Origin of the sequence: Halalkalibacterium halodurans (assembly GCF_005671335.1) — a bacterium.
GTDB lineage: Bacteria > Bacillota > Bacilli > Bacillales > Bacillaceae_D > Halalkalibacterium > Halalkalibacterium halodurans.
In genome coordinates this window covers 3209907-3234502 of the sequence record NZ_CP040441.1, presented here as the reverse complement: position 1 = coordinate 3234502, position 24596 = coordinate 3209907, and the positions used below count along the sequence as shown (strand labels likewise).

23 protein-coding genes, 4 pseudogenes and 1 riboswitch are annotated in these 24596 nt (G+C 41.9%); of the genes and pseudogenes, 20 read left to right on the top strand and 7 right to left on the bottom strand.

Annotated elements, in window-relative coordinates; translation table 11 throughout:
- Positions 1 to 92 precede the first annotated feature (92 nt).
- From uvrC to FED51_RS15730, 3 genes are all read left to right on the top strand, one after another.
- On the top strand, positions 93 to 1868 hold the full coding sequence (uvrC, locus tag FED51_RS15740; RefSeq protein ID WP_053430553.1) for an excinuclease ABC subunit UvrC: 1776 nt from the start codon (positions 93 to 95) through the stop codon (positions 1866 to 1868).
- A gap of 72 nt (positions 1869 to 1940) precedes the next feature.
- A riboswitch (Lysine riboswitch) is annotated at positions 1941 to 2132 on the top strand.
- Positions 2133 to 2337: 205 nt separating this feature from the next.
- Complete coding sequence (locus FED51_RS15735) at positions 2338 to 3555, top strand: ISL3-like element IS651 family transposase (protein WP_138090673.1); 1218 nt, start codon at positions 2338 to 2340, stop codon at positions 3553 to 3555.
- A 94-nt stretch (positions 3556 to 3649) separates the two neighbouring features.
- Positions 3650 to 4888 carry an aspartate kinase gene (locus tag FED51_RS15730; RefSeq protein WP_053430554.1) on the top strand — a complete coding sequence of 413 codons (1239 nt, stop codon included), beginning with the start codon at positions 3650 to 3652 and terminating at the stop codon, positions 4886 to 4888.
- A 68-nt stretch (positions 4889 to 4956) separates the two neighbouring features.
- Here FED51_RS15730 and FED51_RS15725 read toward each other — a convergent pair whose 3' ends face one another.
- Positions 4957 to 5373: a YslB family protein gene (locus tag FED51_RS15725; RefSeq protein WP_010899239.1), complete on the bottom strand. Its 417-nt coding sequence runs from the start codon at positions 5371 to 5373 to the stop codon at positions 4957 to 4959.
- A gap of 115 nt (positions 5374 to 5488) precedes the next feature.
- On the opposite strand from FED51_RS15725, the gene FED51_RS15720 reads away from it, so the two are divergent.
- The 6 genes and pseudogenes from FED51_RS15720 to FED51_RS21425 all read left to right on the top strand — a co-directional run.
- Positions 5489 to 6838, top strand: a complete 1350-nt coding sequence (locus FED51_RS15720) for a TrkH family potassium uptake protein (RefSeq protein WP_083445472.1) — start codon at positions 5489 to 5491, stop codon at positions 6836 to 6838.
- A gap of 307 nt (positions 6839 to 7145) precedes the next feature.
- Positions 7146 to 7775: a succinate dehydrogenase cytochrome b558 subunit gene (locus tag FED51_RS15715; RefSeq protein WP_010899237.1), complete on the top strand. Its 630-nt coding sequence runs from the start codon at positions 7146 to 7148 to the stop codon at positions 7773 to 7775.
- A gap of 13 nt (positions 7776 to 7788) precedes the next feature.
- Positions 7789 to 9558 (top strand): succinate dehydrogenase flavoprotein subunit, encoded by a 1770-nt coding sequence (sdhA, locus tag FED51_RS15710; protein ID WP_053430555.1) that lies wholly within the window; start codon positions 7789 to 7791, stop codon positions 9556 to 9558.
- On the top strand, positions 9555 to 10310 hold the full coding sequence (gene sdhB, locus FED51_RS15705; RefSeq protein WP_053430556.1) for a succinate dehydrogenase iron-sulfur subunit: 756 nt from the start codon (positions 9555 to 9557) through the stop codon (positions 10308 to 10310). The genes sdhA and sdhB overlap by 4 nt, the downstream gene beginning before the upstream one ends.
- A 163-nt stretch (positions 10311 to 10473) precedes the next feature.
- Positions 10474 to 10935: an acyl-CoA thioesterase gene (locus tag FED51_RS15700; protein ID WP_010899234.1), complete on the top strand. Its 462-nt coding sequence runs from the start codon at positions 10474 to 10476 to the stop codon at positions 10933 to 10935.
- A gap of 58 nt (positions 10936 to 10993) precedes the next feature.
- Positions 10994 to 11298, top strand: a pseudogene (locus FED51_RS21425) (NUDIX domain-containing protein); the annotation flags it as partial.
- A 79-nt stretch (positions 11299 to 11377) separates the two neighbouring features.
- Here the strand turns inward: FED51_RS21425 and FED51_RS15690 are convergent.
- Together FED51_RS15690 and FED51_RS15685 are read right to left on the bottom strand one after the other, a co-directional pair.
- Positions 11378 to 12175 (bottom strand): DUF817 domain-containing protein, encoded by a 798-nt coding sequence (locus tag FED51_RS15690; protein ID WP_053430558.1) that lies wholly within the window; start codon positions 12173 to 12175, stop codon positions 11378 to 11380.
- Positions 12176 to 12322: 147 nt separating this feature from the next.
- Positions 12323 to 12580, bottom strand: coding sequence for a hypothetical protein (locus FED51_RS15685; RefSeq protein WP_010899231.1), 258 nt, complete (start codon positions 12578 to 12580; stop codon positions 12323 to 12325).
- 199 nt (positions 12581 to 12779) lie between these two features.
- Here FED51_RS15685 and FED51_RS15680 point away from each other — a divergent pair, with 199 nt between their 5' ends.
- Entirely contained in the window at positions 12780 to 13148 is a 369-nt protein-coding gene (locus FED51_RS15680) for a DUF4288 domain-containing protein (protein WP_053430559.1), read from the top strand.
- Between the two features lie 171 nt (positions 13149 to 13319).
- Here FED51_RS15680 and FED51_RS15675 read toward each other — a convergent pair whose 3' ends face one another.
- Positions 13320 to 13706, bottom strand: a complete 387-nt coding sequence (locus tag FED51_RS15675; protein WP_053430560.1) for a RidA family protein — start codon at positions 13704 to 13706, stop codon at positions 13320 to 13322.
- 41 nt (positions 13707 to 13747) lie between these two features.
- The gene (locus FED51_RS15670) at positions 13748 to 14311 is read right to left on the bottom strand and encodes an LOG family protein (RefSeq protein WP_053430561.1); all 564 of its coding nucleotides are present in this window, start codon (positions 14309 to 14311) and stop codon (positions 13748 to 13750) included.
- 496 nt (positions 14312 to 14807) lie between these two features.
- Between FED51_RS15670 and FED51_RS15660 the strand changes: the two genes are divergently transcribed.
- Complete coding sequence (locus FED51_RS15660) at positions 14808 to 15152, top strand: hypothetical protein (RefSeq protein WP_053430562.1); 345 nt, start codon at positions 14808 to 14810, stop codon at positions 15150 to 15152.
- Between the two features lie 838 nt (positions 15153 to 15990).
- Here FED51_RS15660 and FED51_RS15655 read toward each other — a convergent pair.
- A pseudogene (locus tag FED51_RS15655) lies at positions 15991 to 16629 on the bottom strand (YczE/YyaS/YitT family protein).
- A gap of 110 nt (positions 16630 to 16739) precedes the next feature.
- Here FED51_RS15655 and FED51_RS15650 point away from each other — a divergent pair.
- The 6 genes and pseudogenes from FED51_RS15650 to FED51_RS15625 form a co-directional block, all read left to right on the top strand.
- Positions 16740 to 17192 (top strand): MarR family winged helix-turn-helix transcriptional regulator, encoded by a 453-nt coding sequence (locus FED51_RS15650; protein ID WP_053430563.1) that lies wholly within the window; start codon positions 16740 to 16742, stop codon positions 17190 to 17192.
- Positions 17193 to 17218: 26 nt separating this feature from the next.
- Positions 17219 to 17737, top strand: a complete 519-nt coding sequence (paiA, locus tag FED51_RS15645; RefSeq protein ID WP_053430564.1) for a spermidine/spermine N(1)-acetyltransferase — start codon at positions 17219 to 17221, stop codon at positions 17735 to 17737.
- Positions 17738 to 17759: 22 nt separating this feature from the next.
- Positions 17760 to 18158, top strand: a pseudogene (locus FED51_RS15640) (FMN-binding negative transcriptional regulator); the annotation flags it as partial.
- 132 nt (positions 18159 to 18290) lie between these two features.
- Complete coding sequence (gene istA / locus FED51_RS15635; RefSeq protein WP_138090669.1) at positions 18291 to 19835, top strand: IS21-like element IS643 family transposase; 1545 nt, start codon at positions 18291 to 18293, stop codon at positions 19833 to 19835.
- Complete coding sequence (gene istB, locus FED51_RS15630) at positions 19835 to 20599, top strand: IS21-like element IS643 family helper ATPase IstB (protein ID WP_010900090.1); 765 nt, start codon at positions 19835 to 19837, stop codon at positions 20597 to 20599. The genes istA and istB overlap by 1 nt, the downstream gene beginning before the upstream one ends.
- Positions 20598 to 20873 (top strand): annotated as a pseudogene (locus FED51_RS15625) (FMN-binding negative transcriptional regulator); the annotation flags it as partial. The gene istB and the pseudogene FED51_RS15625, both read left to right, overlap by 2 nt.
- Positions 20874 to 21180: 307 nt before the next feature.
- On the opposite strand, the gene FED51_RS15620 reads toward FED51_RS15625, so the two are convergent.
- Positions 21181 to 21405 carry a helix-turn-helix domain-containing protein gene (locus FED51_RS15620; RefSeq protein WP_010899219.1) on the bottom strand — a complete coding sequence of 75 codons (225 nt, stop codon included), beginning with the start codon at positions 21403 to 21405 and terminating at the stop codon, positions 21181 to 21183.
- 625 nt (positions 21406 to 22030) lie between these two features.
- Between FED51_RS15620 and FED51_RS15615 the strand changes: the two genes are divergently transcribed.
- From FED51_RS15615 to FED51_RS15605, 3 genes are all read left to right on the top strand, one after another.
- Positions 22031 to 22294, top strand: coding sequence for a phosphocarrier protein HPr (locus FED51_RS15615; RefSeq protein ID WP_010899218.1), 264 nt, complete (start codon positions 22031 to 22033; stop codon positions 22292 to 22294).
- Between the two features lie 2 nt (positions 22295 to 22296).
- Positions 22297 to 24015: a phosphoenolpyruvate--protein phosphotransferase gene (ptsP, locus tag FED51_RS15610; RefSeq protein WP_053430566.1), complete on the top strand. Its 1719-nt coding sequence runs from the start codon at positions 22297 to 22299 to the stop codon at positions 24013 to 24015.
- Between the two features lie 121 nt (positions 24016 to 24136).
- Positions 24137 to 24592: a MarR family winged helix-turn-helix transcriptional regulator gene (locus FED51_RS15605; protein ID WP_083445473.1), complete on the top strand. Its 456-nt coding sequence runs from the start codon at positions 24137 to 24139 to the stop codon at positions 24590 to 24592.
- The last annotated feature ends 4 nt before the right edge of the window (positions 24593 to 24596 follow it).

Here is a 24596-nt window from a genome sequence, read left to right as displayed (position 1 = left end):
AGATGTTTTTTCATGTTCCTATAGGAAGGGAACCCTGTTTACTTGAAAAAATACTCATTCTCCCCAACAATAAAGGGAGAGGTGGCGCTTAAATGAAAGATCATATTAAACAAAAACTCACCGTCTTGCCAGATCAGCCAGGCTGTTATTTAATGAAGGATCGTCAAGGCACGATCATCTATGTCGGAAAGGCGAAGGTGCTAAAAAATCGCGTTCGTTCTTACTTTACTGGAAGTCATGATGCGAAAACCCAACGCCTCGTCGGAGAAATTGCCGACTTTGAATACATCGTCACATCGTCGAACATCGAGGCGTTAATTTTAGAGATGAACTTGATTAAAAAACATGACCCGAAATATAACGTCATGTTAAAAGACGATAAATCGTACCCTTATTTAAAATTGACGAATGAGGAGCATCCGCGCCTAGTCACGACAAGAAAACTGAAAAAAGATGGTGGGAAGTATTTTGGTCCATATCCGAATGCGGGGGCAGCGAATGAGACGAAAAAATTGCTCGATCGATTGTACCCGCTGCGCAAATGCCGGACATTACCAGATAAAGTTTGTTTGTATTACCACATTGGTCAGTGCCTAGCTCCTTGTGTATATGAAGTCACACCTGAGCAAAATGAACAAATGGTACAAGAAATTACTCGTTTTCTCAAGTATGGTCACAAGGAAGTGAAAGTAGAGCTCGAGAAAAAAATGCACAAGGCTGCCGAAGAGTTGAACTTTGAACGGGCAAAGGAATTGCGTGACACGCTAGGCTATATGGAAGCCGTTATGGAAAAACAAACGATGATGGTGAATGATCGTGTGGACCGTGATGTGTTTGGCTACGCATACGATAAAGGCTGGATGTGTGTACAAGTCTTTTTCGTTAGACAAGGGAAGCTGATTGAACGGGACGTATCGATCTTTCCGTTTTATAAGGAAGCAGAGGAAGACTTTCTCACCTTCATTGGGCAGTTTTATTTGCAAAAGGATCATATTAAGCCAGGGGAAGTGCTTTTACCTGCTGGGACGGATGCAGCCCTCGTAGAACAACTATTAGATGTATCGGTTCACATTCCGAAGAGGGGAAAGAAAAAAGAACTTGTCGATGTGGCGATGCGAAACGCGACGATGGCCTTGAAAGAAAAATTTGCCTTAATCGAGCGAAATGAAGAGCGGACGATCAAAGCAGTCGAACAGCTCGGCGAGGCGATGGGCATTCCGACGCCGTACAGAATCGAAGCGTTTGATAACTCAAATATTCAAGGAACGGACCCGGTTTCTGCGATGGTGGCTTTTATTGACGGAAAACCGAATAAGAAAGAATACCGCAAGTATAAAATCAAGACGGTAACAGGGCCTGACGATTATGAATCGATGCGGGAAGTGGTGCGACGCCGTTACGTTCGTCTATTAAAGGAGCAACGACCGCTGCCTGACTTAATTGTTATTGATGGGGGCAAAGGGCAAATTGCTGCAGCACAAGAAATTTTGCACGATGAGTTAGGCCTGAGCATTCCAGTCTGTGGGCTTGCAAAAGATGAAAAGCATCGCACATCCCAGTTGCTACTAGGTGATCCGCCGCAAGTCGTTCCACTGAAGCGGGATAGTCACGAATTCTACTTGTTGCAACGAATTCAGGACGAAGTTCATCGATTTGCCCTCACGTTCCATAGGCAAACACGGTCGAAAACGTTTTTCCAATCGGTGCTTGACGATGTCCCTGGGATCGGAGAAAAACGGAAACGCCAACTTCTTAAACATTTCGGGTCAGTGAAAAAAATGAAGGAAGCTAGTATCGACGACTTTTTAGCCCTTAGCATTCCAAAGTCAGTAGCAGAGACGTTATACAACAAACTTCAAACTAAGTAAAAAAAAGTTCTTGTCAGATTTCCAGCCATCTGATAAGATATTAACCAATTGAATAACCGCGCTTCAATTTGAAGTGATGGTAGAGGTGCGAAAACCAAGAGTACACAGTCTGAGAGAAATGAGAATCGTTGACGACTGTTGGAAAGGGGGATTCGCCGAAGTGCAGATCGGGGCTCATTCCCATTTGCGCTGGACCTATGTTGAATAAGCATAGGGCTGTCACAACACTAGCCCCAACTAGTGCTGTGGAGAACTATCTCACGTAGCTACGGGAATGCGCACGTTTTTATTTTCGTGTACAGTACGCAATGGTGAGGAGTTTTCCTGCTGTTGCGTTTTTGTTTTCTGGCTCTACAATAAATGTTGGGGTTTTTGCACAAAAGAGGGGCAAAAAAAATGCACGCAGGCTCCTTTATCCATTATCCTTGAATTGTCCAGAAACAAAGAAAGGATAGGAGCTGCGTGTACGATGAATTTTACCATGGATTTGCCCGGATTAAAAGGTGTGAAGGTCACAAAGATGGAGGAACGAGAGGGCTTTATCGCGCTCCATGTAGAAATGCCGCGAACGCCTCATCGTTGCCCATCCTGCGGGGAGAGAACCGAGAGAATCCATGATTACCGCATCCAAAAAGTTCAACATCTCAAGCTCTTTGAACGGTGGGTGTATCTATTCTATCGAAAGCGCCGGTACGCGTGCAGATGCGGGAAGCGGTTTGCGGAGAAAGCCTGTTTTGTAGAGCGATATCAGCGTCAGACAGTGGAATGGAATCAAGCGTTTCGCTTACGGCTCATTCAAGGGAAGAACTTTACGGACACAGCGAATCAATTCCAAACGTCCGTGACAACTGCCATGCGCCGGTTTGATCAATTGGCGGCCCCCCTCGTGAAGAAGGTGGATCACCTTCCTCCTCGGATTGCGATTGATGATTACAAAGGGGATACGAATGCGGGGAAATATCAAGTGATCATTGCGGATGCAGATACACGGAAGCCACTGGATATCTTACCGGATCGTAAAGCCGATACGCTTAAACGATATCTTCAAGAGAAGGGTCATCATGTAAAAACGGTCGTGATGGATCTTAGTTATACCTTCAAGTCGGCTGTTCAAAAGGCCTTAGGCCACCCGCTCATCATTGGGGATCCGTTCCATTTCTGTCGTTACATCTACTGGGCTCTGGAAGGGGTTCGCCGCCGAGTGCAAAAAGCGTTCCATCCGTATCATCGAAAACGATGTAAACGGATCAAACATCTGTTTCAGAAAGAGAGAGAAGGACTGGATGATAAGCAAAAGAAGAAGGTGGAGCGGTACTTAGAGCTATCCCCTGATTTAAGGGAAGCGTATGAGCTAAAAGAACATTTTCGTCGGTGGTATCAAGAAGCGAAGATGCAAGGAAGGGAAGGACGAATGAGCGAGGTGAAACAAGGGCTCTACGCCTTTTACCGAAGAGTGGAGGCGAGCCCGTTAAAGGAGTTCCACCGAGCCATTCAGACGCTGAAGAACTGGCAGACCGAGATCTTGAATAGCCTCGCGTTTGGCTTAAACAATGGTTTTATTGAAGGACTGAATAATCAAACGAAGGTGATTAAGAGAAATGCCTTTGGTTTTCGGCGTTATGATCGCTTGCGAAACCGTATTCTCTTGCATCATCAATTCAAACATCAGACATTCGGGGTAGGATAAGAGGGGCTCGCCCTCCTATGCCACCCCAACATTTGACTAAGAACCTGTTTTCTTTATGCGCGATTTCCAAGCGAAGAACAGAAAGGGGAAACCTATGTCAATCATTGTACAGAAGTATGGAGGCACGTCTGTTGGCTCCGTTCAACGAATTGAACATGTAGCGAACCGGATCATCGCAACGGCTGCTTCAGGAAAGAAAGTCGTTGTTGTCGTATCAGCAATGGGAAAGACGACAGATGAGTTAGTTGGATTAGCGAGCGAAATTACAGACGAACCGCGAAAGCGTGAAATGGATATGCTCCTAGCAACAGGAGAGCAAGTGACGATTGCGCTTTTGGCGATGGCCCTACATAAACGGGGACAGGAAGCGACATCGCTTACGGGCTGGCAAGCTGGGATGATCACAGAATCACACCATGGGAACGCTCGGATTTTGGAAGTGGAGAGAGCGCGGATGGATGAATTACTAGATAAAGGCCACGTTGTGATCGTCGCAGGTTTTCAAGGAATCGATCAACAAGGAGAGATCATGACCCTCGGCAGAGGCGGATCAGATACGTCGGCAGTCGCGATTGCCGCAGCTCTCAAGGCCGAACGATGCGAAATTTATACAGATGTGACAGGTGTATTTACAACAGACCCTCGGGTCGTGAAACAAGCGCGCAAGCTTCAAACGATTTCATATGATGAGATGCTTGAAATGGCGAACCTAGGGGCAAGTGTCCTTCATCCACGAGCGGTTGAATTTGCAAAAAATTATGAGATTCTGTTACTTGTCGCCTCGAGCATGGTAGATGAGCCAGGAACAATGATAGAGGAGGAAGGAACAATGGAACAAAATTTACTAGTACGCGGCATTGCCTTTGAAAATGATGTGACAAAAGTAACGGTGCACGGGTTACCAAATGAAATCCACACACTCCCGACCCTATTCGCCCATTTGTCGGCTGCGGGGATTAATGTAGATATCATTATCCAAAATCAAACAGATTCAGGAATGGCGATTTCCTTCTCGATTACGCAAAGCTCATTAAAAGAAACACTCGCTCGCCTAGAAGAATTAAAAGGGGAACTGTCGTTTCAAGGCATCGATTATGAAGAAGAGTTGGCAAAGGTGTCAATTGTCGGCTCTGGGATGGTATCCAATCCAGGAGTAGCAGCAAAAATGTTCGAAATTCTTGCAGCCAATGACATCGCGATCAAAATGGTAAGTACATCGGAAATAAAAGTGTCTGCTGTTATTGATGAGGAGTTAATGGTGTTGGCGGTTGAAATGCTCCATGAGCAATTTAAGCTTCATGAAGAGGAGCCTGCTGTTGCTGTTGAAGTTTAAAAAAACAACCAAAGGGTGACCACATGAATGTGAGTCACCCTATTATGTTTGAACGGTACTGAAAAAAATCAAACGCTGTCTCCTTTGTCTGTATGAACGTCGATTAAAACAGAGCCTCTTTTTCGGACATATGTAGCCTCAGCGATCGTTTCCGACCAGTTTTGAACGAGTTGGGCGAGGAACCCGGCTTCTAGCTGATAGCAGCGCTGATCTGATTTTGTCATCCACGGGCCTTGGAGTTCAAACGTGTATTCTTGCCGCTTTTGTTTCAGGATTGACAATTGACCCCAATTGGCTTTCTCAAAAAAAGCAAACGTTTCTTCCATTGTTTCAATCGGATGCTTGCGAGCTAATGATTTGCCAACCCAATACAATATGGCATCGTGCTCCGAACCGAGGATCTCGCGCAAAACATCGTTACGAAGTAGATCGTAACCAAATAATTGTACAGTTTCCATGGTTGTTTCTTGTTCTTTTGTACTCATAACTAATCCCTCTCTTCTGCTCCTTATATTATAAACTACTTTGTTGCCATTCTCTATAGATCGTCTATCCTGGACATGATATACTTAAGCGCGAGTGGTCGCGGAGGGATTTTTTATGAAATCAGCATTGAATCAATTTATGACCCCATTTCGAATGATTATGGTCTCATACATCATTGCGATGTTTTTATTTAGTGTGCTTTTATTTTTGCCTATTTCACAACAACCAGGGGTCAATCTTACGTTTTCGGAAGCGCTATTTACATCGGTTAGTGCCGTGAGTGTTACGGGTCTTACGGTCGTGAATGTTTCAGAAACCTATAGCTACATTGGGATCTTGTTTTTGGCACTTGCGATTCAACTCGGCGGAATTGGAATTATGACGCTTGGAACCTTTGTCTGGATGTTATTTGGAAAAAAAATCATCCTTTCTCAACGAATGCTCATCATGGTTGACCAAAACCAAAATCAGTTTTCAGGGTTAGTCAATTTAATGCGAGGCATTCTTCTTGTCGCGTTATCCATTGAATTCATTGGTGCGCTCATTCTTGGTACATATTATATTCGCTATTTCGATACGGTTGGAGAAGCTTATTATCAAGGAGCGTTTGCCGCCTTGAGTGCGTTCACCAATGCCGGGTTTGATATAACAGGAGAGTCGCTTATCCCATTTGCGGATGATTATTACGTTCAACTCGTAACGATTTTGCTTATCTTTGCAGGAGCTATCGGGTTTCCTGTTCTCCTTGAGGTGCGCGCTTACTTTTCAAAGGAGAACCCGAACTTTACGTTCAGCCTATTTACCAAAATCACCACGACGACCTTTTTTGCCGTTTTTATTTTTGGGGTCATCGGTATTTGGGCCTTAGAAAAAAATCACTATTTCGTAGGACTTGAGTGGCATCAGCAGTTATTTACGGCTGTGTTTAATTCGGCTACGTCCCGTAGCGGTGGCTTGACGATTATGGACATTTCTGACTTAAGCTTGGCGACCTTGCTCTTCATATCAGGGTTGATGATCATTGGTGCTAGTCCATCCAGCGTGGGCGGAGGGATTCGGACGACGACACTTGCTGTCATGTTTTTGACGATCCGGAGCTTTGCTTTAGGTAAGCAGGATGTCAAAGTGTTTGGTCGTGAAATTCATCCAGAGGATCAACAAAAATCGTTCATCGTTATCTCGGTTTTTCTAGTGCTCTTATTTGCTGCAGTCATTATGATTTCAGCCTTTGAAAGAGGGAGTGCGATTCCGTTAATCGCGATTATTTTCGAAACAGCCTCAGCTTTCGGAACGTGCGGGCTCTCAATGGGGATTACAGATGAGTTGTCGCTACCGAGTCAGTTTATTTTAATGGTGCTCATGTTCATTGGGCGAGTAGGGCTCATTGCTTTCTTATTCTCGGTTCGCCGAAAAGAAACAAAAAGCTACTATAAATATCCTACGGAACGAATTATTATTGGGTAATCCGATTGGTTTTCTTAATATTAAGGACAAAAGCCGCGAAAATAAAGGAAAGTGCAGAGGATTGATAATATTCAGTCTGTATACGTTTTCTTGACGCGGCTTTTCGTTGGGAGTACAATAATTTTGTCGGAAATTTTTCAAGAAAGTTTCTAAAACGTGTCACAAAAATGGTGCTGTTTTAATGAATGAAAGTGGACATGCTTAGGAGGTTTGGTGCGATACGAGAAATACAGAGAGGATGGGAGTTCGTTTGTAGTGGTTCAGAGTGAAAATTCAGGATCAACAAAAACAGTGGGGGGAAATCGGTATGGCCGAAAATCGTGAGTTTTTCAATCGAAGACTGCATTCCTTACTAGGGGTCATTCCTATTGGAATCTTTCTAATTCAACACTTCGTCGTCAACCACTTTGCTACAGCAGGGGCAAGTGCATTTAACCAAGCAGCGCACTTCATGGAATCTTTACCGTTCCGCTATGCGCTTGAAATCTTCATCATTTTCATTCCAATTCTTTACCATGCTATTTATGGCCTTTATATAGCATTCCAAGCGAAAAATAATACAAGCCACTATGGCTACTTTAGAAACTGGATGTTCTTGCTGCAACGTATCTCCGGTGTCTTTTTGTTGATTTTTATCGCATGGCACGTTTGGGAGACTCGAATCCAAGCAGCGTTCGGTGCAGAAGTTAACTATGACATGATGGCCGACATTTTAAGCAATCCATTTATGCTTGTATTTTATATCTTAGGTGTTGTATCAGCGACATTCCACTTTGCTAACGGTCTATGGTCGTTCTTCGTCTCTTGGGGAATTACCGTATCACCACGTTCACAGCAAATCATGACATACGTAACTGTCGCCATCTTCTTCGCGCTAACATTTGTCGGAATCCGTGCAATCTTGGCGTTTATTAACCCGGACTTAGCAAACATTTAAGGAGTGAGTCGATATGAGTAAAGGAAAAGTCATCGTTGTCGGTGGAGGCCTTGCAGGTCTTATGGCAACTATTAAGGTAGCAGAGGCAGGCGTCCCGGTGGAGCTTTTTTCTCTCGTTCCTGTTAAACGGTCTCACTCTGTCTGTGCTCAAGGCGGGATAAATGGTGCTGTCAACACGAAAGGGGAAGGGGACTCTCCGTGGGAGCACTTTGACGATACTGTATATGGTGGAGATTTCTTAGCGAACCAACCACCAGTTAAAGCAATGTGTGATGCGGCGCCTGGAATCATTCACTTAATGGACCGTATGGGCGTCATGTTTAACCGAACAGCGGAAGGTTTGCTTGATTTCCGCCGGTTTGGTGGGACTCAACATCACCGTACCGCATTTGCGGGAGCAACAACTGGTCAGCAGTTGTTATATGCATTAGATGAGCAAGTACGTCGCCATGAAACATCTGGCCTCGTAACAAAGTATGAGGGCTGGGAGTTTACTTCAGCTATTATCGATGATGAAGGAATCTGTCGAGGCATCACAGCGCAAAACTTGAAAACATCTGAGTTCCAGAGTTTTTCAGCTGACGCTGTGATTATGGCAACAGGTGGTCCTGGAATCATCTTCGGAAAATCTACGAACTCTGTTATCAATACGGGGTATGCAGCAGCTAAGCTTTATGAGCAAGGTGTATATTATGCAAACGGGGAATTTATCCAAATTCACCCGACAGCGATTCCTGGGGATGATAAACTCCGCCTCATGAGTGAATCTGCTCGCGGGGAAGGTGGTCGTGTGTGGACATACAAGGACGGGAAACCGTGGTATTTCCTCGAAGAAAAATACCCGGCATACGGAAATCTTGTACCTCGTGATATCGCCACACGGGAAATCTTCCACGTTTGTGTCGACTTAAAGCTCGGAATTAATGGTGAAAACATGGTATACCTGGATCTTTCTCATAAAGACCCGAAAGAGCTCGATATTAAGCTTGGTGGAATCATTGAAATTTATGAGAAGTTCATGGGAGATGACCCACGTAAAGTACCTATGAAAATTTTCCCAGCGGTTCATTACTCAATGGGCGGCATGTGGATCGATTACGATCAAATGACAAACATTCCAGGCTTGTTTGCTGCAGGAGAGTGCGACTATTCGCAGCATGGGGCCAACCGTCTCGGAGCAAACTCTCTCTTATCAGCGATTTTTGGTGGAATGGTGGCTGGACCTAAAGCAGTTGAGTATATGAACGGTCTTGAAAAGTCTGCAGAATCCATGCCTTCGTCTTTATTTGAAGGTGAACTGAAGAAAGAACAAGAAAAATTCGATGACATCTTGAAAATGGATGGAAAAGAAAATGCGTACGTTCTCCATAAAGAGCTCGGTGAATGGATGACGGATAACGTGACGGTCGTTCGCTATAACGATAAGCTACTCAAAACGGATGAGAAGATTCAGGAGCTCATGGAACGCTATAAAAACATCAACATCAATGATACGGCGAAATGGAGCAACCAAGGGGCATCGTTCACCCGTCAGCTTGATGGTATGTTAAAGCTCGCTCGCGTGATCACGTTAGGGGCGTACAACCGTAATGAAAGCCGTGGAGCGCATTACAAGCCAGACTTCCCAGAGCGTAATGATGAGGAATTCCTCAAGACGACAAAAGCGAAATTCAACCCAGAAACGTTGGCGCCAGAGTTTGAATACGAGGAAGTGGATGTATCCTTAATCGAACCGCGTAAGCGTGACTACTCTCAAAAGAAGCAAGGAGCTGTTAAATCATGAGCGAAAACGTCGTACGTTTCATTATTACTCGTCAAGATGACCCAGATAGCAGTCCTTATGAAGAAGAGTTTCATGTCCCGTACCGTCAAAATATGAATGTCATTTCGGCTTTAATGGAGATTCGCCGAAATCCGGTAAACAGCAAGGGCGAAACGAGCACACCAGTTGCTTGGGAAATGAACTGCTTGGAAGAGGTTTGCGGAGCGTGTTCCATGGTCATTAACGGCAAGCCGCGACAATCATGTACGGCCCTAGTGGATCAACTGGAGCAGCCCATTCGCCTAGAGCCAATGAAAACATTCCCTGTGGTCCGCGACCTAGTCATTGACCGCAGCCGGATGTTTGACTCATTGAAAAAAGTAAAGGCATGGATTCCGATCGACGGAACCTACGATTTAGGTCCTGGTCCACGGATGGCAGAGTCGAAGCGTCAATGGGCGTATGAACTTTCAAAATGTATGACGTGTGGGGTTTGCTTAGAAGCATGTCCAAACGTTAACAGCAAGTCAGAATTCATTGGCCCAGCGCCGCTATCACAAGTTCGTCTTTTTAACGCCCACCCAACAGGCGAGATGAACAAAGAGGAACGACTCCAAGCGATTATGGGAGACGGCGGACTTGCGAACTGTGGAAACTCACAAAACTGCGTTCAATCATGTCCGAAAGGAATTCCGCTTACAACGTCGATTGCGGCATTAAACCGTTCGGCTACGTTGCAGTCGTTCAAAAACTTCTTTGGCAGCACAAACTAAGAAACTACTACCATGTTGGACGTTTGTAGCGAGGCTTTCCTTCCATGAGGGAGAGCCTCGCTTTTTACACCTATAAAAAGGACAAAGAAGCGATTGTTTTGCTATAAAGACTAGGTGGTTTGAAGTTGAAAGGCTTTTGACTAATCAAAGGGGGAGTAAAGTAATGAGACTTCCAGCGTATATTGAACAGTTGGATTTATGGGAAGCGGAATTTCGTTTTTCAACATCTGTAAAGGTTCGCTTTTCAGAAACAGATGCGTTCGGCCATTTAAACAATACGAAAACATTTGTGTATTTTGAAGAAGCAAGGACCGATTTTTTTAAATCTCTAGGTTTTTTTAAGCTATGGACGAACCCGGAATACGAAGGAATGATTGTTGTTGCAGACTTGCAATGTGATTATCAACGACAAGTGTTTTTCGATGATCGCTTAACGGTATGGGTAAAGCCTGCAAACATTGGTAGCTCATCTGTTGACCTCCATTATATGATCAAAAACAGCACTGGCCACATCTGTATGACTGGAAGAGGAACGGTCGTACAAGTGAGCAAAAAAACGGGAAAACCATTCCCATTGAGTGAAGAAATGAAGGATTCACTTCTCAATGCCAAGGGAGCAAACTAATTAAACAATACATACAACTTTAAAAGGGAGTCATACACGCTACTTCTAAAAAAGTTACTTACCTGGTGGTTGGGGAGACATTGACTTAACACCGAAAGAGGTGGCTGAAAAAGAAGTAAAAGAAGAGGCGGGGCTTGACGTGAGAGCACAAAGCTACTTGCTGTTTTTGACAAAGCCTGTCACCCTCATCCACCTTCCCCGTATCATGTATACAAACTGTTTATCCAATGTGAAATTACCGGGGGTGTGCCGAAGAAAGAAATTGAAACGAGTGCCATCAGCTTTTTTGCACAAGGTGAAATGCCCCCTCTTTCGGTCGTGAGAAATGCACAATCTCAACTCGACATCGCATTTAAACATTGAGTGAATCCCGACATTCCGGTATATCTTGATTAATATCTCTGACATGTGAAGGGGAGAAGCTGAGTTTTGGCTTCCCTTTTTATTTAATGTCAACATTTGCCCCTTCTTTACATATTTTCATTTGTAGCCTTCGCTCTTTTAAATGTTTGAGCATGGCAACGATTAGAAAACTAACAATAACGAGCAAGAGCCAGGAGCTTATTTTTCCGATTTTCACTAGCTCCCACTGATGCTCTTGGTTCGGGTATTGCCATGCGCCAAAGAACGTGGCAATGTTTTCAGCAATCCAGATGAAAAAGCCTATGAGGACAAACGACAATGAGAGTGGCATCGAATACGTCCGGTGATTGACGGTAAAGAAAACAAACGTGCGGAAGAAAAGAAGCAATGTCGCTACTTTTAACAACCAACGAATATCGTAGAGATAATGATTCGTGTAAAAGTTAAAATAGATCAGACCACTTAGAATGATAACTGTCCACGTCGGAGGCCAATTCGTTAACCGTAAGTCAAGTCGCTTCCACGCTTGGCACATATAACTTGCTACACTCGCATACATAAAGCCACTGTACAATGGAACGCCAAAAATCTTCGTGATAGCTTCCTCAGGATAGCTCCACGAACCCATATGAACTTTGTAAATCTCAAGTGCAAGTCCGATCAAATGAAAGACACAAATCACTTTCAATTCATCGATCGTTTCCAATTTAGAGATGATCATTACCACTTGAGTCAGAAGGCAAACAAGTAGAATGAAATCATAGCGGGGTATGAATGGGATGTCTGCCAATTTTGTAATCGCAAGAGTCAGAAAGATCACGATGGGAAAGAGACAGGCTTTTGCCTGAGCTAGACCAAAAAACCATAATTGTTTCATTATAACTCCTTATTTTGCCTTTTTTGTCTATTATGGCGAGTACCAAATCGACCTTCAAGTGATGCTTTCATCATAAGTTCATGAAAAGATTCCGTAAAATAGAAAAAGCCAAGGGATCTCTTGGCTTTCAACAACCACTTTAGGTCGTTATTGTGTGTCTAATTCTTCGGTGACAGCTGGATTAAATAAGGCATGGGGCATAGATTGATCCAAAGCTTCTATTGATTGTTCATCAGCATAGCTTTTTATCTCTTCCTCGATCTTTCGTAAGTCTTCTTTTACAAGCTCAAAAGACTGATCATCACCATTCATTTCGGCTAATTTTGTTTGTAGCATTTGCTTTGTTTCCATTAATACATGGAGATTCATCAATCTTTCGACATAGGTTAGCGAACGATGTTCCATACAACCCTCCCTAACGTGGCATGTTTTAAGTTTTCCCTTACTTGGGAGGGGTATGTATCATGTCATAAATGAATCTTGAAAAGCCTTAAAAATCAGAACAAGAACAGTGTTGAAAATGATAAACAGCTCATGTCTACTAGACAGAAGATAGCTGCACTGTCTATGCTAAAGAATAAACATCTTACTGGAGGAATGAACTGTGGGAGGAAAGTGGTTTGTTGTCAATCTATTATATAAATCAATAAAGACAGGGATACCAAACAGGGCAATAGAAGCAAACAAAAAAGATCCGATGGAAGCTGAGGTATTTGAAGAACGACATGTTTTAGTAAGAGCTGAAAGTAGGGAGCAAGCACACAGGGTAGGGGAACAATTAGGGAGAAAAGCAGAGCAACAATACCAAAATCCGTACGGTGAACAAGTTCACTGGACATTTGTAGCGCTGCTTGATAGTTACGAAGTGTTGGATGAGCTTGAACACGGAGCGGAAATTTATTCACGTTATATCGTCAGCTCGAAAGGAACGACAACTGAGGAAGTAAAGGAGCGTTATTTCCCAGAAGAGTAGTGCGACTTGATAACGAAAAAAGAGTCATAAAGAGAGATTCAATGTAGTTCTTCACTCCGCTTTTCTCTGTTTACATCGCTGCATGCCGATACTGTATGCGGTGGAAGCAAGAATAAAAAGAACGCGGTAGGGAATGAAAAAGTGCCCATAAGGACACTTTTTCAAAGATATTTATTTGGCTGCCCATGCTTCAATTTCAATTTTAATCTCTGGCCTTGCGAGAGCAGAAACGAATGCTTTCGTTGTTGTAGGAGGATAACCACCATGGAATTCGTTCCATCTCTCGGAGAAAAAGGCTTTGTCTAGATCTTCGGTCAACCAAAGGTTAATTTTGAAAAGATTCTTCAGGTCTACCCCTTCGCTATGAAGAATCGCTCTAATATTTTCTAGTGCGTTCACGAATTGTGATTCTATATCGGTTGGCAGATCGCCGTTTTTATCATTTCCAATTTGTCCAGATAGAACGACAAGCTCTGCGTCTCTCGGAATGACAGCTACATGGTGATAGTTAGCGATAGGAGCGGCAAGATTCTCTGGATTTGTCTTTTTAATCTCCATTTACGTAGGCCTCCTAATACGAGAAAAATATGAATATTGCTTTATGAGTACGCTTTGACTGTCGGTGGCTCATAAGTTGAAAATTGGTCTAGTAGCACGATAGGGTCTGTATGAACAAGCGCCATGGAACGGTACTTCTCATGCAAAAATTGTTCATTCGACATGTGATGTAATAAAGTAACAAGTGGATCGAAGTAATGATTGATATTTAAAAGGCCACATGGTTTTTGATGCAATCCAATTTGAGCCCAAGTGAAAATCTCAAAAAACTCTTCTAACGTCCCAGGTCCACCAGGCAAAGCAAGAAATCCGTCTGCTAGTTCTGCCATTTTCGCTTTCCACTTGTGCATCGTCTCAACTATAATAAGTTTGGTTAAATGAGGATGTGAAATTTCCCGTTCTTCAAGGAAACGTGGCATGACACCGATTACTTCTCCACCGGCTTCAAGGACAGAATCTGCAACAGCCCCCATGATTCCTACACTAGCTCCTCCATACACTAGGGTAATTCCTCTTCTAGCTAATTCCTTTCCAAGCTGTCGAGCCCCTTCCTTATAGACGTCAGAAGCTCCATTGCTTGATCCGCAAAAGACGGCGATTTTCATAGCGGCTCTCCTCCAAAAATGTGGTATCGTTAAATGAACCTGATATAACTCCGAGTTGTGGATCGTGTATCCACAAAAAATATACAAAGGTTTCGAGTTGGACTCAAAGCTCTGACTATAATTTTGGTTGGCATCCTGGTTTTAGTGGATATAATCGTGCAAGTGGGTACTGGTTTAGCTCTTCTAGTACAGTATCATTTACAGCTTCAGTATCATATGGTCCAGTTTCAGTCAGTATTGCGAAGGCTGGCGGGAGCGGCTATTATGTGAACGCTGATTATAATAGGTGGAGTAGACCGGCAGTTCACGGGAAATATATTGTAACAAAATATCAAGTAAAAGAATATGATGGTGCGGGACGGTTAATCAGAACATACTATGAAAATAAACCTTTAGCTAAAGATACTTATGTTAAGATAAAATATCGTTAATAAGCGTATTCATAAAAAGGCGGGAAGGTTACATCCCGCCTTTTTAGAAGAAAGGGGAATTTTTGTTGAAACAATTTTTTAATTTTGTAACTGCAGCTATTATATTTATAACTATTTTAGTTGCTTGTAATAATGAAAAGATTGCTGACCCTGTGTTAAATTGGGAGGGAGAAAACTATATAGTGACACATGAGCCAATAGAAGAAGAAGAATTAGAAAAAGAGATTGGGACTGTCATTAGTGAGACAGAAGAATTACCGGACGAACACGGAGAGGCTTTTAAACTACCAATAGGAACAAAGTTATTTAAAATAGAGGGAATAGAGGTATCGCATGATATTGACAGTGTAATAGCAGTGAAGATAGATAATGAATATACTATTGCGAGAAAAATTAGTGACATAAAATAAAATCTCGATAACAGTTTGACTTAATGCAAACCCACACCAATTATTCATGATACGGGATTTTTTAATTGTTTAGGAAATTGTAGATTGATCGTTTTTGAGTTGGTAGTTTTCTAGGGTCTGATTTGATAATTCAACTGAGTTGTCTTCTTATTTAGATTTAACATTAGAAAGATTTATTTTAATCTACCAATATAAAAACTAAACTGCGACGCAAGAGCCGTACGCTCTCTATTTACACAGTTCAGTTTACACTCCAAGACTTTAAAGCTGATTATAGCCGTAATCGGCACAGACTAGAACTAGTATCTAATAAACTTCTGTAGCCCTTTGTAAATTCCATCTCTAGAGGGCTACTTTTTTAGACGTTTTACCAACAAAAAAAGAATCCAGCCAATTAAAATGATACTACCTATGAAACCAATTTGTAAGAGAACTGCTCCTAAATCAAATTCAGCCATCTAGTACATACTCCTTTAACTTGTAGTCGGACATTAGATCATGAACTTTTTATTATGATCAATATGGCGTTGCCCATACAATAATATAACACATTGCTCCAATGAATGGTTGTACTTGTTATGTTTGTCTCTTTAACTTCTAACAATTAAACCAGCCAAAAAAATCATTCCGACTCCGATAAATTTCATCATGATATGACCGAAAGTTCCCATTTGATCAATTGTTAGTGCCAATAAGAAGGCTCCAAATAGAATGAATGGAATAGCGATAAACCATTTCAAATGATTTCCTACTTTTTTGATTATACTTATAAATTTTAGCAAAGGGGAGATGGGAATCCCACTCAATTGCCTTGAACGAATAAATATTTGAAAAAATTCTATAGGGAATGCTTTTTGTCTATATTTTGTCGGCTACGAGAATCTGTTAAAATACCGTCTAATGCTTTACCAGTAATGGGCATAAAGAAATTAAGTAGTAATCCTCCTAAACAAACGGTTACTACCGTTCCAACGCCAATAGGTCCATTGAAAAGTAATGCCATTAACAAGAATACGAGGTAAACGAGTGTTCTTGAAAAAAATAGATTCGTCCTCGTTATTTCTTGTATGATTAATGTCAAGCGATCAACTGGAATTGGCGCGATATTTGTGTGTAAATAGATTGCAGTTCCTGCCGCTACAACGACTAAACCGATTGCAAAACAAATGCTCTTGCTGTACCAAAGTTCAGGTGTTATGAAATGATGCATTAAAAAAAGCCACATATCAATTCCAATACCTACTATCAATGCTGTCAGCACTCCTAAAATTTCTGGCTTTTGCCTTTTTAATAATGAATTACAGCCGATCAACATGAAAGCGATGAGGATTTCCCAACTCCCCACAGTAAGACCAACAGTTTGCTACAAGCCTACAAGCAGCGCATCAAAAGGTGAAGTTCCTAGATCTGATTGGATTGTAAACGAGATACCAAGAGTGAATGTTAAAATTCCTATCACATAGAAAATAAATTTCATTCTACTCACCTCTTTATTATTTTTTTGTTGCATTTACAACAAATTTAAGTTAAATTTACTATAGGTGATTATTGTTGCATTTGCAATATAAAGTTGTGGAGGAGATAGCTATGAAGGAGATTCTTCGTGAGATTGGAATGATCGCAAGGGCCTTGGATTCAATAAGTAATATCGAATTTAAAGAATATGACCTTACAAAAGGGCAGTATTTGTACCTTGTACGAATTTGTGAGAGTCCAGGAATCATTCAAGAAAAGTTAGCTGAGATGATAAAAGTAGATCGAACAACAGCAGCTCGTGCGATAAAAAAACTTGAGCATAATGGCTTTATTGAAAAAAGAGATGATGAACATAATAAAAAAATTAAAAAACTCTTCCCAACAGAAAAAGGGAAAAGTGTTTATCCCATTATAAAAAGAGAAAATGACCATTCAAATAGAGTGGCATTAGCGGGATTTTCTGAAGAAGAAGTGGAAAAAATGCTCCACCTTCTTCAAAGGGTTAGAAAAAACGTAGAAGTTGATTGGGAATTTGTAAAGAAGGGAAACAAGAGACACTATTAACGATAGAGAGGAGTTGTTTCGTTACAATGACGGTGGAAATAAAAAGATGCAACAGAGAACATTTACAGATGCTTCAAGAAATCAGTATAGAAACATTTAACGATACCTTTAAAGATCAGAATTCACCTGAAAATATGAATACCTATTTGGAAAAAGCATTTAACTTAATGCAATTAGAAAAGGAATTAGCCAATCCTGCTTCACAATTCTTTTTTATTTATTTCAAAAATGAAGTTGCTGGATACTTAAAGATCAACACAGATGATGCTCAATCTGAGGAATTGGGTGAGGAGTCACTTGAAATTGAAAGGATATATATAAGAAAAGAATTTCAAGGAAAGGGCCTTGGAAAAGTTCTTATAAACAAAGCGATGGAAATAGCCTTAAGACAAAACAAGAATAAGATCTGGTTAGGAGTGTGGGAAAAGAACGAGAATGCTATTGCTTTTTATCAGAAGATGGGGTTTGTTCCAAGGGGAGCCCACTCTTTTTATATGGGAGATGAAGAACAGATAGATATGATCATGACCAAAGCACTGAGCTAGTTTTAGTAATGGAGGTGTTATTATGTATATTCCGAAATACTATAAGATCACGGATGTTAATGAGGTAAGGCATTTTATTCAAAAGAACTCTTTTGGTACGCTTGTGACAACGAATCAAGAAACACCTATTGCCACTCATTTACCCTTAGCTTTAAATAAAAGGGGCGATGGTTATTATGTAACAGGACATTTAGCGTATGGAAATCCTCAATGGCGAACGTTTGAAACTTGCCGAAAGGTGCTTGTGATGTTCCAAGGACCACATGCATACATTTCTTCTTCTTGGTATTCAGAAGAAAATGTTCCGACATGGAATTATCAGGCGGTCCATCTGTATGGTAAAGCTAGTATTTTAGAGAAAGAAGAACTAATAGAAGAATTAACATTAATGTTAGAAAAATATGAGAAACATCGAGAGAATTGTAAACGCTAGAATGAAGTTGACAGTTTTTGCTCGATAAGATTTTACACTTTTGCTCAATCAACCTACTACTTTAGTAAAATAGATAGTAATGTTATTTTACTGGGGGTTAGGGTTTTGGAGGAGAAGTTAGTGTTATATGTAAAGATCCATGAATTACGTAAGAGAAAGTTTAAAGTAGCACAAATCGCTAAGGAGCTGAAAGTTTCAAGACCGACTGTCTATAAGTATTTAGACATGACATTTGATGAAGCAAAAGCATACACTGAACAACCTTTAGGGAAGAAGAGAAAACTAGATCCCTACAAAGACTGGATCCTTGCTTGGCTAGAAGAATACCCTCACCTAAGTAGTGCTCAAATTCATGATTGGCTTTTGGAGAGATACCCCGATCTTGTCGTCGGTGGAAGTACGGTGAGAACGTATGTGAAAGATATTCGTGAGGTTTATCAGATTGAGAAGAAGGTCATGATCCGTCAATATGAAGCCGTTCCTGAACAACCAATGGGTAAACAACTTCAGGTAGACTGGGGTGAGACAAAACAGAAAACGACAGACAACAAAGAAATCAAGCTCTATTTCATTGCCTTTGTCCTCGCTCATTCCAGGCAGAAATATATGGAATGGCAGGCGCGTCCTTTTACGACAAGAGACGCGATTCGTTGTCATGAACATGCCTTTCAGTTCTATGGAGGACGAACAGAAGAAATTGTTTATGATCAGGATCACTTAATCGCAGTGAGTGAGAATGCTGGACAACTGCTTTTAACAACGGAGTTCCAACATTATGTGAATGAACGTGAGTTTAACGTTCACTTGTGCCGAAAAGCCGATCCGGAATCTAAGGGCATGATTGAGAATGTAGTGAAATACATAAAGGGCAACTTCGCAGACAGTCGAGTGTTTAGCGATATAGAAGATTGGAATAGTCGAGCACTACAATGGCTTCAGCGTACCGGGAATCATCAGGTTCATCAAACAACGAAAAAAAGACCAGCAGAAGTGTTTCTCCTCGAAAAGCAACACTTACAGCCAGTCTCTTCGTTACTTTCATATGAAAGTACCCATAACCAAAGTATAACAAGAAATGTAAGCAAGGACAACACCATCCGGTACAAGTCAAACCGTTATTCTGTCCCCCTAGGGACGTATCAAACAATGGGGGAGAATCTTGTCTGGATTGAAGTGAAAGACGAAGGTCAAAAGATGCTCGTCATTCGCAGAGAAGCAAAAGGTGAAGTCATTGCCGAGCATCTTGTGAGCTCAGAAAAAGGGAAACTCATTCAAAATCGCCACCACACTCGAGATCGCTCCAAAGGGGTTGAAGAGCTTAAGCAACGCCTCGTCTCTTGCTTTGAAGATCAAGGTCAGGCAGCTGCTTATTTAGATGAGATCAGCCAAAGATACCCGAGGTATCGTCGAGATCAATTTGCGATCCTCTATAAGATCATTCAACAGTATCCAGCATTCATTGATACTGTTTTGACAAAGTGCATGGCAGAGAAACTATATCATGCGAATGATTTTCGTGATATTGCTCATCACCTTCATACATTGCGAGATGAACCGATTGAAGAGGGACAACCCTTTTATACTAGCTCACCAAAGCATTCTCATATCAAAGCATCTACCCGTTCTCTACTTGCCTATACCAGCATTTTAGGAGGTAGAGCATGATGAACAAGACTGTGCATGAATTACAAGATCAATTTCGTCAGTTACGTTTAGCAGAGACGGCGGAGGAGCTGCCACAGCTTCTTCGCGAAGCTGAAAAAGCATCATGGACCTACCTGGAATTTTTAGAATCGATCACTCGATATGAATTAGCAAAACGTGAAGCAAAAAGCCTCGAGAAAAGAATGAAATGGGCGCGCTTCCCTTTCGTGAAGTCGTTAGATGAGTTTGAACTGAAAGGACAAAACGTTCTGACGGCTCGTCAGCTTTCTCAACTCCGAGAATTAAGCTGGCTAGAGCAGCAGTACAATTTAATCCTTCTGGGTCCCCCTGGTATAGGTAAAACACATATCGCCATTGGATTAGGACTGGAAGCTGTGTATAGAGGATTCCATGTTTACTTCGCTACAATGGGTGAGCTTGTGCAGCTTTTAAAGTCAGAAGAATACCTGAATAAATCTAAAGTTCAGCTTAAAAGAATTAGAAATGCCGACCTTGTGATTATCGATGATTTAATGTATATGGCGATGGATCAGAGAGAAGCAAACTTGTTTTTTCATTTGATTAACCATTTATACGAACGAAGTTCGATCATCCTGACTTCAAATAAGAGTCCAGAAGAATGGGGTCATTTAATTGGAGATCAAGGAATCACAACAGCTATTTTAGATCGCTTACTTCACCGTGTGGAAGTCATCCATGGTGGAGAGAATGAGGAAAGTCATCGCATGAAAAACCGGAAAAGCATTTTTTCAGCAGAAGTGTAAAAAGGAAACGAGCAAAAAGTGTAAAATTCGACTTGACGTCTACAAGAATCCAGTGTTATGGGAAAAACTTTCTCCTGAACTTTTAGAAAAGGAACTGAAGGGCATAGTGGGGTTTAAGATAGAGGTGGAAGAAATTCAGGCTGCGTATAAATTAAGTCAGAACCGAAATGAAAGGGACTACATGAACATTATTGATCATTTAAAGAGTGAAGAACCCCCGAATTCAAAACAAATGGCAAAACTGATGGAAGAAAGGTTAAAAAATCACATGTAAGCCGATGTTGAAAAGAGGGGAGGGGCAAGGGCGAAGGAAATAAATGTTTTCTCCATTACTGAAGAAGCAATGACGTCCATTCTAAAAAAGGGATTAGGGGAGAACTGAATTTATAATAAAAGGAACAAATAAAATTAAGAATAGCACCACACTTGAGGGGAGCCATTTAGGCTCACGATCAAATAAAGGCGTAAATCATGCCATAAAAAAATTCAGGTGACCTAGCTCCCAAAGGGAAAGCATAAGTCACCCGGTTCACCACAAAGCGGTGATCAAAGGGGAGCGAGTCAAAGGTAGTTACGCGACCTTAGATCTCCAGTTCCCCTAATCGGATCAGTTCGATGACCGCTTGAGAGCGCCCCTTGACCCCAAGCTTTTGCATCGTGTTGGAAATATGATTACGAACGGTTTTTTCACTGATGAAAAGTTGTTCAGCTATTTCTTTCGTCGTCTTGTCTTGAACTAACAATTCGAAGACTTCCCGCTCCCTTTTTGTGAGTAAGGGCTTTGGTCCGAATTCTGCTCCCTTCAATGGGTTCACTCCTTCTTGCACGGGCCGAAGCTACATTTGACATCTCCGTCTCATGTCTGTGTAAGAAGGGTTTTAGTCAACATAGTATATGTGATGAAAATCAGACACGTGAATAGGAACATCCCTATTGTGAAAATTATGGGGAGATAAGGGCGAGTGATTGACGCTTGGCCCTTCACTAGGTAAAATGACGATAGCTCTCATATTTAGTGTATTCGCATGGCAAGACCGTGATACGGGATGGAGGGCGATGCTTCCCTGTCGTTTGTTTTTTATTGAAAGCCCGACTTCAGTTGTGCTATAATTTCTGTTAGCTAGGTATGAAGTGGTGCAAACACGAGTGCTTACATACTTCATAAGCTACAACAATATAAAGTGCACTGAAAATACGTGTTACTGATTCGATCAGGCATAAGTAGGGAAGTGTATATGAAAAAGGTGTAGGGAATGCTAAAGGTTGTCCCTTCATTCATCATGTGCGATTCTTTACTGTGTCTTTTTTTATTGTTTCCTTGTTTGTCCTTACAGCAAAGAGAAAACGGGTACATAAACAAGGAAGGGATGAAGTGAAACTGGAATAGTTTCCATTTATTATAAAAATATTCAAGGAAAGAGGTTGTTTTCTATGGCAGAAAAAACGTTTACCATTACAGCGGAAACTGGGATTCACGCACGTCCTGCAACACAGCTTGTGAACAAAGCGGGGCAGTATTCTTCAGAGATCACTCTTGAATACAAAGGGAAAGCTGTTAACTTGAAATCCATCATGGGCGTTATGTCACTTGGTGTTGGCAAAGGTGCACAAGTGACGATCAAAGCAGAAGGTTCTGATGAAGCTGAAGCGCTTAAAGGCATTGAAGAAGTGATTAAGGAAGGATTAGGAGAATAAGCATGCATCACAAAATTACTGGCATCGCTGCGTCATCTGGCGTAGCGATCGCCAAAGCATTCATTCACCTAGAACCAAACGTTGACATAGAAAAAACGTCCATCACAGATGTTTCAACAGAGATCGAAAAATTAACAGCCGCTCTCGAAAAATCAAAAGAAGAGCTAAGAGCGATCAAAGATCAAACAGAAGCTAGTATGGGAGCTGACAAGGCTGAGATTTTTGCGGCGCATTTGCTAGTACTTGACGACCCTGAACTCGTGGATGGGATCAAAGGGAAAATCGAGAATGAGCAAATGAACGCAGAATATGCATTAAAAGAAGTATCCGATATGTTTGTCTCCATGTTTGAAAGCATGGACAATGAATATATGAAAGAACGAGCGGCCGACATTCGTGACGTTTCGAAGCGGGTGTTAGGGCATCTTATTGGCGTGGAAACTGGTTCTCTGGCAACAATTGCTGAAGAAACGGTTATTATCGCAGAGGATTTAACGCCTTCAGATACAGCTCAATTGAACAAACAATTCGTTAAAGGATTTGCGACCGATATTGGAGGACGTACGTCCCATTCGGCGATTATGTCCCGTTCACTTGAAATTCCAGCGGTTGTTGGAACGAAGGAAGTAACAGAGAAAATTCAACATGGCGATATGGTGATCGTTGACGGCATCGAGGGAATTGTGATCGTCAACCCTACTGAAGAAGAAGTGAAAGCCTATGAAGAAAAACGCGCGGCCTTTGAAAAGCAGAAGCAAGAATGGGCCAAGCTCGTAGGGGAGCCTTCAGCAACGAAGGATGGCGCTCATGTTGAATTAGCTGCAAACATTGGGACTCCAAAAGATGTTGATGGTGTTCTAGCCAATGGCGGCGAAGGCATCGGCCTTTACCGAACAGAGTTTTTATATATGGATCGCGATCAGCTTCCGACGGAAGAGGAGCAATTTGAAGCATACAAGGAAGTTGTACAGCGAATGGACGGAAAGCCTGTTGTCATTCGCACCCTAGATATTGGGGGAGATAAGGAACTTTCCTACCTACAGCTACCGAAAGAGCTTAATCCGTTCCTTGGTTTCCGGGCGATTCGTCTGTGCCTTGAAAAACAAGATATTTTCCGGACCCAACTCCGTGCCTTGCTTCGCGCAAGCACATACGGTAACTTAAAAGTGATGTTTCCAATGATCGCCACCCTTGAAGAGCTTCGCCAAGCAAAAGCGATCATGCAAGAGGAAAAAGACAAGCTTCTTAGTGAAGGAGTGGACGTATCCGATTCAATTGAAGTGGGAATCATGGTAGAAATCCCATCGACGGCGGTAGCGGCTAATCTTTTTGCAAAAGAAGTAGACTTTTTCAGTATCGGAACGAACGACTTAATTCAATATACGATGGCTGCTGACCGCATGAATGAGCGAGTCTCCTACCTGTATCAGCCATACCACCCTGCGATTTTACGCCTCGTCGATATGGTTATTAAAGCAGCTCATAGCGAAGGCAAGTGGGTCGGGATGTGCGGTGAAATGGCTGGAGATGAAGTGGCGATTCCACTCTTGCTTGGTCTTGGATTGGACGAGTTCAGCATGAGTGCAACATCGATTTTACCAGCTCGCAGCCAACTTTTGAAGCTATCGAAAGAAGAGCTTAAACCGTTTGCACAAAAAGTGTTAATGCTTGATACAGCAGAGGAAGTTGAGCAACTTGTAAAGAAAACGTACTTGAAATAATGGAAAGGGCTGCCCGTTAGGTCGGCTCTTTTCCATGTGAAAAAACTGTGTCGAACCTTGCAATTCCTATAAAAAACAGCGAAAATATAGGATAAGAGTACTTTAATCAGGAGGTTCCACAGTGGAGCGACGCCAAGTAGAGCAAATTGAAAAATCATTACGAATGGTGGCAGAAATCGTAAAACAGAAGGGGCGGGAAATATTATCCCACTTCCCGATTACGCCCCCCCAGTTTGTTGCGCTGCAATGGTTAAATGAACATGGGGATATGACGATAGGTGAATTGTCACAAAAAATGTATTTAGCTTGCAGTACAACAACCGATTTGATCGATCGGATGGAGAAAAACCATTTAGTGGAGCGAGTCAAAGATCAAAATGATCGGCGCGTCGTTCGTATTCATTTATTAGAACGTGGAAAAACAATCATTGAAGAAGTGATCCGTAAACGTCAAGAATATTTAACGGATATCTTAGAAAAGTTTTCAGACGAAGAAGTGAGCATGTTTGAAAACTATTTAAATGTCTTGTATGACGAGATGCAGGCCAAAAAAGAGGAAGAGAAAAAAAGAAATTGAGGGA